Here is a 10,987-nt window from a genome sequence, read left to right as displayed (position 1 = left end):
GCTAGCCGGCGGCGCGCAGGCGGGCGGCGAGGGCAGCGGACGCGGCGGCCGGGTCGGGGGCGCCGGTGATGGCGCGGACGACGACGGCGCGGCGCGCGCCAACGTCGAGCACCGCGTCGAGGCGTTCCTCGTCGATCCCGCCGATCGCGAACCACGGCTTCGAACCGGGCGCGAACGGCGGGGCGGCGGCGACGGCCGCGGCCAGGAGCCGCAGGCCCACCCCGGGACGGCCCTCCTTCGTCGGTGTCGGCCAGACCGGGCCGACGCAGAAGTAGTCGACATCCTGGTCGGCGAGCGCGGCCTCGAGCTGCCGTTCGTCATGCGTCGACAAGCCAAGGATCACGTCGGGGCCGAGGAGGCGGCGCGCGACGGCCGGTGGGATGTCGTCCTGGCCGACGTGCAGGATGTCGACGCCGAGCACCGAGGCCAGGTCGGCCCGGTCGTTTCCGCTGACCAGCGCGCCGTGGCGGCGGCCGGCGGCGAGCATGCGCTCCAGCGCCGCGGCCTCCTCCCGCCACTCCAGACCCTTCTCCCGGAGCTGGATCAGGTCGACGCCCGGCGCGGCCGCGCCGCCAGAGCCGGTGCTGGCGCCGGGCGGGGCGAGCACACCGTCGAGGAAGGCATCGAAGTCAGGCTGGCGGGGTGTGCACAGGTAGAGCCGGGCATCCGCCAGCCGCGCCACCCGCTCCGCCGTGTCATCCACCGGCGACCGCCCGGACGAGCTCGAGCCGGTCGCCGGCGCGCAGCCGCACGTCCCGGCGCTGCGCGGCGGTGAGCGCCTCGCCGTTGTACTCGACCACCACCGACCCGGCCCGCAGGCCCAGGTCGGCGAGCAGCTCGGCGAGCGGCTGCCCCGCCGGCACCTGCCGCTCCTGGCCGTTCACGACGACGGCCACCGCGACCACAGACGGATCAACCACACCCTGGACCCTACGCGCTGCATCCGCACGGCCGTCTCCTGCCCGCCGCGTCAGAAGCCGAGGGCCTGGGCGCGGCGCTTGACCTCCCTGCCTCGGTTCTCGCGAAGCGCGTCCAGCGGGGTGCCGGGAAGGCTCGGGTCCTCGCGCAGCAGCCAGTCGATGGCCTCCTCCTGCGAGTAGCCGGCGTCGGCGAGCAGCGTCAGCGTGCCGGGCAGGCCCTTCGTGACCTGGCCGTCCTGGATGAAGCCGGCTGGGACCCGCAGTATGCCGTCCTCCTGGCGGCGGGCGAGCAGGCTGCCCTCCCGCACGAGCTGGCGCACCCGCGTGATCGGGACCCCCATCGCCTCGGCGACATCGGGCAGCGGCAACCAGTTGTCCATGGTCGAAAGTAAACACGACCGGGAGGTGTCCTCAAGACTGACCTCGCGCCCGGAGTCAGGCAGGCGGAAGCGGCTGACGATCTGTCCACGCGCCCCAGCCACAGCCAGCGACGGCACATCAGCACGGCGCCAACTCAGCCACGTCATCAGCGCGAAATCACACCAGCCACCGTCACACGCCTGTGCCCAGAACCACGACGGGAGGACGTTCCGCGCCCGACCTCAGGGCCAATCCCATGAGCTCCGACGTCACGCCACCTGGTGAGCGATGCCATCCTGGTAAGCGACGCGCGCAAACCAGCCCCGAGACGTGACGGCGCCTCAGCGCAGACCCAGCCACAGGCCAGTTCAGCGCGCCTCAGCAAGAGCAGGTGACGGCGCCTTCAGCGCAGCGCCCGGGGTCCCTGCCGGATCGGCGGAGCCGATCTGGGAGGTCTGCCAGCCACATCCTCCGCCCGGAACCAGGCCCACCACCGCCATACGCACCAACCCCGGAACCAGGCGGGGAGGGCGCCCCTAGGCGCCCGAGGCGGGCGGCGCGTCCCGGACCTCCCAGATCGGCTCCGCAAGCTCCACCGATCCGGCAGGAACCCCGGCCCGAACGCCGCCTTAGGCGGGGCCGATCTGGACGCCGCCTCCGCCCGCGGAGCGGGTGGCGGCCTCCGCGACGGCGACGACCTTGCGGGCGGTCTCCACCCGGTAGGAGGCGAGTGGCCAGCCGGACAGGAGCGCGTCTGCGAGGTCCCGGTAGAACGGGTAAGGGGCGCCCGCCGGGAGTGGAAGGCGGGTTCTGGTGCCGTCGTGGGATACCACCGTGAGCGGTCCAGCCGACAGCGCGGCGGACGGGGCCCTCTCGCCGGTCCGGCCCGCGTGCCGGCCGCCGGCCCGTGCCCACCCGTCCGCCGGCGCCGTCTCGGCGGCGCCGCCCGTAGCGAGGGCGGCCGTCGCCAGGTCGTCGCCGAACACGGAACCGGTGGAGCCGAGCACGTGCAGCCGGGTGGTGGGCACCGCGAGCAGGTCGGAGACCGTCACCTGCGCCTCGGCGCCGTTGGCGAAGCGCAGCAGGACGCGGGCGTGGTCGGCGTTGGTCACGTGGTGCCAGACCCGCTTGTGGGCGGTGGCGGTGACCCACTCGACCGGCTCGTCGACCAGGTCGAGCACCCAGTCGAGGTGGGCGGCGGCGCGGTCGTGGATGAGGCCGCCGCTGGCGCGCTCGTCGTCGTGCCAGCCACCGGGCGGCCTGTTGTACGCGCCGTGGATGACCTCGACCGAAAGGATGTCGCCGATGGCGCCGCGGCGCACGGCCGCGCGCAGGCTCTGGTACGCCGGGTCCTCGCGGCGCTCCGAGTACATCGCGAGCAGCGACGAGCGGGCGGCGGCGAGCAGCGCCAGGTCGTCGGCTTCCTGGGTGGACAGCGCGAACGGGGACGGGATGACCACGTCCTTGCCGGCCTCCAGCGCCCGGGAGGCCCACTGCGCGCGGGTGTTGTTCGGGGTCCCGATGACGACGAGGCGGACGTCGGCGTCGGCGATCAGGCTGTCGGGCTCGTCGTAGGAGCGTGCCTGGCTCTCGCCGGACCGACCGCCGCCGACGCGGCCGGTGCCGCTCACCGCGACCAGGTTCAGGCCCTCGGTGGCCTCGACGGCCGTCTGGTGGGCGGCCGGCATCCCCGGCTCGCCGAGCAGTCCGACACCGATGGGTGCCGCGTCGCGGACGCCGAGGGTGTGGCGCAGCCAGCGGCCGACCAGCCGATGGTAGACGGGGTCGGCGAGCGTGCTCGCGGTCGAGCCGAGGGTGAACATCCCCAGGCCGGTCGACGGCCGCCAGGTGCAGACCGGGAACTCGGCCGTCCCCTGCTGGACGAGCAGCAGTCGTTCGACGTCGTCGGCGATCTTGTCGGGGACGACCCAGCTGTCCACCGGCCGGAAGTCGTCCATCCGGGCGGCGACCTCCGCGCCGTTCGGCCCGACCGTCACCCGCAGCTCATGCGTGGGCGTGGTGTGGCCGGGGATGAGCCCGGAGGCCTCGACCAGCGGGCTGTCGGATGGCAGCGCGCGCACGGTCGGTCCCGCGAGCAGCACCGGCACCGACTGCCGCGCACGGTCGAGGAGCTCCTGCTCGACGGAGTCCAGCGGCCGGTCGATGAGGACCAGCAGGGCATCGGCGGAGCGGGCCGAGGTGGGCCCGAGCCCGGCGGCCCGGAGGTGATCACCGAGGGCGCTCACCCCGGGCAGGTTGGAGACCAGGTGAATGCGCGGCACAGCGCCAGACTCTAGTGACAGGACCCCATCCGCCTGCCAACGGGTGCTATACGGCCGATCGACCCGAACGTCCAGCTAGTCGACCCGACCCACTACCTGACCACCGGCACCGGCAAGCCCACGACCAGCGACGAATTGCCACCGCCACCACGCACCGTCACGACGGCCAGTGACAGGACGGTCCCGCCGGCGGACCATCGCGGCTGGCACGCGCCGCGACGGCCGTCGCGCGCCATGAGATCTGGTCATGAACCGATTTGCGGCAGGGGCACCACCGAACCCCGGACAGCCTCGGACAGGAGACGATCGGCCGGGTGCCAGGCGGTCCCCGGCTGGGCCACCGATCGATTCGGCCACGACGGACTTCAGGAATCGGCCACGAAGGACTTCAGGGGGACGGCGGGGTCAGCGAACTGGGCCTGGTCGGGGCGGGCGGCGGCGGTCAGCAGGCGGCGGCCGGCGACCATGTCGATCGGGCGCGCCACCGTCACCAGCGCGGTGAGCGTGCCGTCCGGGGCGAACCAGCCGGCCGACCAGCCGGGCGCCTTCTTCGCGTCCGGCGCCCTGCGCGCGGCCGGGTCGCCACGGAACACCAGGTGGGCGTCGTCCGCCGGCAGGCCGGCGAACTGCACCATCCGGCCAAACTGCTCCGACCAGAAGTACGGCACCGGGTTGTAGACGGGCAGGTCCGCGACGGCCTGGCCGGCGGCGAGGCCGAGCAGGGTGCTGGCGGCGACGGCGGGCGCGCCCTGGGCGCTGTCCCAGTGCTCGACGTGCATCCGCGTGCCGTAGCGCAGCGACCACCAGGCAGCGCAGTCACCGACGGCGATCACCGGCGCGGCGCCCTGCACCCCGGCCACGCCGGGGGCCGATGTCGGCTGAAGGGGCTCCGAAGACGCAACGGAAGACGATTGTGGCGCCTTCTTCGCCCAGGTGGCCAGCAGGTGCTCGTCGGTGACGATCCCCCGCTCGACGGCCAGCGACCCGCCCAGCCAGGCGACGTCGGGCCGCACACCGACGCCGACGACGATCTCGTCGGCCGGGATGAACTCGCCGCCCACGAGCAGCAGCCCGGCATCACCGATCTTGTCGACCATGGCGTCGACGCGGAGCGTGACGCCGGCCTCCTCGTACCAGTGGACGGCGTGGCCGCCGACCTCGACGCCGAGTGGCGCGAGCGGGAAGCCGCCGCCCTCGACGACGGTCACCTCGGCGCCCTGCTTGGCGGCGACCGTCGCGACCTCGGCGCCGATCCAGCCGGCGCCGACGATGACGAGCCGCAGCCCGGGACGCAGCGCCTTGCGCAACGAGAGCGAGTCGTCGATGGTGCGCAGCACCCGCTGGCTGGGCGCGCCAGGCAGCCGGATCGGCGCCGAGCCGCTGGCGATCACCAGGCCGTCGTAGCCGACGGGGCCCGCGTCCGTATGGACCACACCGGGCTCCAGGCCGGTCGCCTGCCGGCCGAGCAGCAGCTCGACGCCGTCCAGGTCGTGCAGCCCGTATGGCAGGTGGGTGCTGTCGGTGCGGCCGGTCAGCACGGCCTTCGACAGCGGCGGACGGTCGTAGGGCGGGTGCTCCTCCGCCCCGATCAGGGTGATCCGGCCGGTGTACCCCTGCTCGCGCAGCTCGACGACGGTCCGGCCGCCGGCCAGCCCGGCGCCCACCACCACAACATGTTCCATGGCCGCAGGCTATCGGAGCACCACGCTTTGAAGCCCCTACCAGATTCACCAGATCACACTCGGCGGCGTCCGCGCGCCGTCGTGTGGTGACCTTGCTGGTCAGGTTGCGACGAGCGGGAAGGCGTCCTTCCAGACCGGGTCGTAGCCGGCGTCGACGAGCATGGCCGCGACAGCGTCCGGGGGGCGTTCGTCACTGATCGAGAACTGTTCCTGCGCACTGCCGGGCGTCCCGTAACCGCCTGGCTCGGTGGACGAGCCCGCGCTCATCGTGGTCACCGCGATGTGGACCAGCCCGTCGCGCATCGCCACCGGCTCGCGGGTGGACAGCGACAGGTCCAGGTCAGGCTCGTAGAGCCGCAGCGCGGCGTGCGCCTGCACGAACTCGGCATCACCGACGACGACCACGGGCGGGAAGCCGGCCGCGTTCGGCCGGATCCGCGGCAGCGCCGCCGTGATCTCCGTGCGCCAGAACCGGCGGGACAGGAACGTCGCGTGCGCGGCGAGCGCGAGCACGTCGGCCCGCCAGTCGACGGCGAGGCCGAGCAGTACGCCGAGGCCCAGGCGGCGCACGCCGGCGGCGCCGGCGCGCTCGAACGACGACAGCCGGCGGTCGAAGTCCCGCTTCCAGCCGGCGACGTGCACCTCGCGGTACCGGGACCGGTCGTAGGTCTCCTGGTAGTGGACCGCCCCGACGAGCCCGGCCGCGACGAGCCGGGCGTAGGTGTCGTCCGACCAGGTCTGGGTCTCGATCGAGATCGCCGGGAACAGCGGGGCGAGCCGTTCGACGACGGCGACGAGATAGTCGGCGGAGACCTCGACCCGGTGCTCGCCGGAGACCAGCAGCAGGTGGCGGAAGCCGCGCTCGGCCAGCAGGCGCGCCTCGGCCGCGGTCTCGTCGACGGACAGCGTCCGGCGCACGACCGGCAGCCCCTTGGAGAAGCCGCAGTACGTGCAGGACGACAGGCAGGCGTTCGAGACGTACAGCGGCGCGAACAGCCGCACGGCGCGGCCGAAGCGGCGCAGCGTCGCCTCGCGGGCGGCGTGCGCCAGCTCCTCGATCCGGCCGGTCGCGGCCGGGGAGAGCAGGACGGCGAGGTCGGCGAGGCCGAGCCGGCCGCCGGCGCGGGCGGTCGCGAGCACACCGGTCACGGCGGCGTCGTCGGCGAGCAGCCCGGTGGCGGCGAGCCCCGGCAGGTCAAGGCCGGCGAGGACCGCCGCGAACTCCCCCGGCGGGGCGCTCACGAGGCGACGCCCCCGGGCCGCGCGCCGAGGAAGCCCGTGAGCGGTGAGGACGCCTCGGCCCTGGTCGGCACGCTGAGGGCGCCGCGGCCGGCGAGGTAGCCGAGCCGGCCGGCGACGGTCGCGAGCGCGAACGCGCGGGCCATCGTCACCGGGTTGCTCGCGACCGCGATCGCGGTGTTGACGAGGACGGCGGACGCGCCGATCTCCATCGCCTCGGCGGCGTCGGAGGGGACGCCCAGGCCTGCGTCGACGACGACCGGCACGCCGGCCGCCTCGATGATCACTTCCAGGGCGTCCCGGGTGCGCAGGCCGCGGTTGGAGCCGATCCAGCTGCCGAGCGGCATGACCGTCGCGCAGCCAGCCTCCTCCAGCCGGCGGGCGAGCACCGGGTCGGCCGGGCAGTACGGCAGCACGGTGAACCCATCGGCGACCAGCAGCTCGGCGGCGCGCAGCGTCTCCACCGGGTCCGGCGCGAGCGTGCGCGGGTCGGGGGTGACCTCGAGCTTGACGAGCGGGCTGCCGGTCGCGGCCCGGCCGAGCCGGGCGAGCCGGTACGCCTCCTCGGCGGTGACGGCGCCGGAGGTGTTCGGCAGCAGCGTCACCCCCGGCGGGACGAAGTCGAGCACGTCGCCCTCGCCGGCCCGGGCGAGATCCACCCGGCGCAGCGCGACCGTGACGATCTCGGCCCCGCTGGCGATGAGGCTGTCCCGCATCAGCGTGTGACTGCCAAACTTCCCCGTGCCGACCATGAGCCGGCTGGTGAACGCCCGCCCGTCGATCCGCAGCGGCTCGTCCTCGAGCTCGGTGAGCCTGACCGGCGCCGTCCCAGGTGCTGCCACCACTTTTCCCTCCCCACGCGCGCATGACCGCGATCGGGTCGACGGGTCGCCGACGGTTGCTGGTCGGCCTCTCAGCCCGCCTTATGCGGGCTCCCCGGGTCCGCACGGATTGTATGTCCCACATTCGCCAGCAGGCTCGCGCCGAGCGAAGCGGTGCACCGCGTGGACCCCGCACCCAGACAAGGATGATCTTGCTGTTGTGCGTCCACTCCGTCACTGTCGGTCCTTGTCGACCGACACCGGAGGAATGCGGATGCCAGCACGACGCCCGACCATCCTGGCGCGCGCCGCCTTCCCAGCCCGGGTCCCACGGCCGAGCCGGGCCACGGTCCGGGGAGCCGGGATGCTGGCCAGCGCGCTCGTCGTCGCTGCCGCCTGCGGTGCGGCGGCCGGCGGGTGGGGGCCGTACGAGGTCAGCCCCGGCGACTCGCTGTGGTCGCTGGCCGCGCGGCACGGGACGACCGTCGAGCGGATCAGGACGATGAACGGCCTGTCGGACGACGAGCTACGGGCGGGCGAACTGCTCTACCTGCCGGGCTCCCACTCCGAGGCGGTGGGGGCGGCCGGGGCCGCGGCGGTGGCCCAGCCGGAGGTGGCCACGGACTGTGCGCCCAGTTTGCCCGCGGAGGCATGCCAGCCGTTTCGGCCCCCCGGCGGCTACGTCGTCCAGCCGGGTGAGTCGCTGTCGGCGCTGGCCGCCCGGGCGGGCACCAGCGTCGCCGACCTCGCGGCCCGCAACGGGCTCGGCCCCGACGACGGCCTGCGGATCGGCCAGATCCTGCTGGTCATTCCGGACCCGGGCCAGGCCGGCGCGCCGGCCGTCGCCCTCTCCGCCAGCACCCCCGCGCCCGTCGCGCCGGGTGGTGGCGTCGCGCCGTCCGCGGCGACGTCGAGCTCGACGGTCACGACAGACTCGGCAGTCACGACGAGCTCAACAGTCACGACCAATTCGACAGTCACGACGAACTCAACAGTCACGACGAATTCAACGGTCACGACGAGTTCGACGGCCTCGACGAGCTCAGCGGCCACGTCGGCCGAGACCGGCTGGAGTGCGCCGGACGACGCGCAGCCGGCCGCCTCCGCCATGGACCAGACCCAGCAGGTGATCCGGACGGAGGCGGCCCGCCAGGGCGTCGACCCGGCGCTCGCGCTCGCGGTCGCCTCCGTCGAGAGCGGGTTCGACCCGACGGCGGTCAGCCAGGTCGGGGCGGTCGGCGTCATGCAGCTGATGCCGCGCACCGCGCACTGGATCGCCACCGTGCTCGACCGGCCGGTCGACCGGTCGGACCCGGCCGACAACATCGCGGGCGGGGTGGGGTTCCTGCGGTTCCTGCTGGTAGAGACGTCGGGGGATGTCCCGACGGCGGTCGGCAGCTACTACCAAGGTCTTGACTCGGTGCGACGGTACGGTTTCTTTCCGGATACCCAGGAGTATGTCGGTAAGGTGATCGCGAGACGGGCGCACTTCGCCGAAGCCCCTTAATCGTAAACTGGCGGCGTGGATGCCACGGTCGCGGACCCCGTCATCGGTCGCCTGCTGGACGGCCGGTACACGGCGCAGGAGCGGCTGGCCGTCGGCGGCATGGCGAGCGTCTACATCGCGCACGACAACCGGCTGGACCGGATGGTCGCCCTGAAGGTGATGCATCCGAACCTCATGCACGAACCGGACTTTGTCGCCCGGTTCCACCGGGAGGCCCGGGCCGTCGCCCGGCTGAACTCCCCGCGGGTCGTACAGGTCATGGACCAGGGCGCGGCCCAGACTCCGGTCGGCGTCCTGAACTACCTCGTCATGGAGCTGGTACGCGGCCGGTCGTTGCGCCAGCATCTAGGTGCGCAAGGGCGGCTCGCGCCCTACGAGGCGATAGACATCATGGAAGCCGTCGCCGAGGCGCTGGCCGCCGCGCACCTGGCCGGCATCATCCACCGCGACATCAAGCCGGAGAACATCCTGCTCGGGGACGACGGCCAGGTGAAGGTGGCCGACTTCGGCCTCGCCCGCCCGATCACCCAGCCGACGGCCGCGTTGACCCAGGGCGTGGTGATGGGGACCGTCGGGTATCTCGCGCCCGAGCAGGTCACCCACGGCGTCGCGGACTACCGCAGCGACGTGTACGCGGCCGGCGTCGTGCTGTTCGAGATGCTGACCGGCCAGCTTCCGCACACCGGCGCCACCCCGATGTCAGTGGCCTACCAGTCGGTCCACAGCGAGATCCCGGCGCCGTCGACGATCGTCGGCGGCGTCGAGCCCGAGCTTGACGACCTGGTGCTGCGGTCCACCGCCCGCCAGCCCGACCAGCGCCCGTCTGACGGCGTCGCGCTGCTCGACGAGGTACGCCGCGTGCTGCCCTTCATCACGGACCCCGGCCCCGCCGGGGCGGCGGCTCCCTACCAGGCTGACTACCCGCCCGCCGCCGGGCTGGCGGACCGTTACCCGCCCACCCGCATCGAGCCCCGTCCCGGCGAGGACGAGATGGACGGCTACCTCGACACGCCGGGCTTCACCCCCGCGCCGGCCGGGCGCGGCGGCGGTCACCGCGCCGCCGCCGGCGGCCGGGGCGGGGCGCCGGCCTACGGAAACCAGGCATCCGGCCACCGTGGTGGCGGTATCGGCGGCTTCCGCCCGCCGGCGTGGGCATATGCGGTGCTTGCCGTGGTAGTCGTGCTGATCCTCCTGATCGTCGGGGCGAAGGCGATGCTGGGTGGCGGTGGCGGCGCCGAGGTGCCGCTGCTGACGGGACTGACCAAGACGGACGCCGAGGCCGAGCTGAGGTCGGGCGGCCTGAAGTGGACGTACGGTACGCCCGTCCACAGCTCGACCGTGCCCAAGGACAAGGTCGCCGACTACTCGCCCAGCGGCAGCACGAAGGTCAACCCCGGCGACACCGTCACGATCATCCTGTCGCTCGGGCCAGAGCAGGTCGCCATCCCTAACCTGAAGGGCCAGTCGCAGGCGGCCGCGCAGGCCAAGCTCCAGTCGATGAACCTGGGGTTCGCTGGCCTGCGGCAGCAGCCCAGCGACGACGTCGAGAAAGACAAGATCATCGGGACCGACCCGCAGGCGGGCACCAAGGTCGACCCAGGCACCCAGGTCACGCTGCTGGTCAGCAGTGGTCCGGCCGCCAGGACCGTCCCGGAGGACCTCGTCGGCACGACCTACGACGACGCGAAGGCCGAGCTGGAGGAGCTCGGGTTCACGGTCCAACGGGACATCGACACCAGCGGCGCGTTCGCCAAGGACAAGGTCGTGCGCACCTCACCCGACCCGGGCCAGCAGCTCAACCCCGGCGGCACCGTGACGCTGTTCGTCTCGGTCGTCGCCGGAGGCGGTGACGGCTCCGGCGTCATGGTCACGGTGCCGAACCTGAAGGGCAAGTCGACCGAGCAGGCGCAGTCGATCCTCCAGAACGCCGGGCTCGAGGCCGACATCCAGAACTGGTTCTTCGGGCGGAAGGTCAAGTCGACCAACCCGCCGGCCGGCACGTCCGTCGAGCGTGGCACGACCATCCACGTCACGATGGGCTGAACTGTGTTGATGGTTCGCTCCGTCCGGGCGGCGCGCTCCGGCCCCGTACTCGCTTCGCTCCCACGGGACCTCCGCGCGCCGTCCTCCTCCGCTCACGGGCGCTACGGCGACCTCGCTGCGGCCCGGCCACGGT

General features: G+C 73.4%; 9 protein-coding genes. 2 read left to right on the top strand and 7 right to left on the bottom strand.

The window, feature by feature from the left end:
- Position 1: 1 nt before the first annotated feature.
- The 7 genes from thiE to QOZ89_RS00015 form a co-directional block, all read right to left on the bottom strand.
- Complete coding sequence (gene thiE / locus QOZ89_RS00045; protein WP_312622593.1) at positions 2–703, bottom strand: thiamine phosphate synthase; 702 nt, start codon at positions 701–703, stop codon at positions 2–4.
- Positions 696–920: a sulfur carrier protein ThiS gene (gene thiS / locus QOZ89_RS00040; RefSeq protein ID WP_312622592.1), complete on the bottom strand. Its 225-nt coding sequence runs from the start codon at positions 918–920 to the stop codon at positions 696–698. The genes thiE and thiS overlap by 8 nt, the downstream gene beginning before the upstream one ends.
- Before the next feature lie 50 nt (positions 921–970).
- Complete coding sequence (locus QOZ89_RS00035) at positions 971–1,288, bottom strand: Rv2175c family DNA-binding protein (RefSeq protein WP_241841762.1); 318 nt, start codon at positions 1,286–1,288, stop codon at positions 971–973.
- 621 nt (positions 1,289–1,909) lie between these two features.
- On the bottom strand, positions 1,910–3,562 hold the full coding sequence (locus tag QOZ89_RS00030) for a Gfo/Idh/MocA family protein (RefSeq protein WP_312622588.1): 1,653 nt from the start codon (positions 3,560–3,562) through the stop codon (positions 1,910–1,912).
- A 365-nt stretch (positions 3,563–3,927) separates the two neighbouring features.
- The gene (locus QOZ89_RS00025) at positions 3,928–5,244 is read right to left on the bottom strand and encodes an NAD(P)/FAD-dependent oxidoreductase (protein ID WP_071049170.1); all 1,317 of its coding nucleotides are present in this window, start codon (positions 5,242–5,244) and stop codon (positions 3,928–3,930) included.
- Between the two features lie 99 nt (positions 5,245–5,343).
- Entirely contained in the window at positions 5,344–6,486 is a 1,143-nt protein-coding gene (gene thiH, locus QOZ89_RS00020) for a 2-iminoacetate synthase ThiH (protein ID WP_312622586.1), read from the bottom strand.
- Complete coding sequence (locus tag QOZ89_RS00015) at positions 6,483–7,325, bottom strand: thiazole synthase (RefSeq protein ID WP_312622844.1); 843 nt, start codon at positions 7,323–7,325, stop codon at positions 6,483–6,485. The genes thiH and QOZ89_RS00015 overlap by 4 nt, the downstream gene beginning before the upstream one ends.
- Positions 7,326–7,578: 253 nt before the next feature.
- On the opposite strand from QOZ89_RS00015, the gene QOZ89_RS00010 reads away from it, so the two are divergent.
- Complete coding sequence (locus QOZ89_RS00010) at positions 7,579–8,811, top strand: LysM peptidoglycan-binding domain-containing protein (protein ID WP_071049166.1); 1,233 nt, start codon at positions 7,579–7,581, stop codon at positions 8,809–8,811.
- A 15-nt stretch (positions 8,812–8,826) separates the two neighbouring features.
- The gene (pknB, locus tag QOZ89_RS00005) at positions 8,827–10,854 is read left to right on the top strand and encodes a Stk1 family PASTA domain-containing Ser/Thr kinase (protein ID WP_312622582.1); all 2,028 of its coding nucleotides are present in this window, start codon (positions 8,827–8,829) and stop codon (positions 10,852–10,854) included.
- The last annotated feature ends 133 nt before the right edge of the window (positions 10,855–10,987 follow it).

Origin of the sequence: Pseudofrankia coriaricola, from assembly GCF_032027725.1 — a bacterium.
Lineage (GTDB): Bacteria > Actinomycetota > Actinomycetes > Frankiales > Frankiaceae > Pseudofrankia.
This window is presented reverse-complemented; position numbering and strand designations above follow the sequence as displayed.

Coding starts and splice junctions, on each gene's coding strand:
- QOZ89_RS00025 (WP_071049170.1), bottom strand. CDS start 5,244: ATGGAACATGTTGTGGTGGTGGGCGCCGGGCTGGCCGGCGGCCGGACC.
- QOZ89_RS00010 (WP_071049166.1), top strand. CDS start 7,579: ATGCCAGCACGACGCCCGACCATCCTGGCGCGCGCCGCCTTCCCAGCC.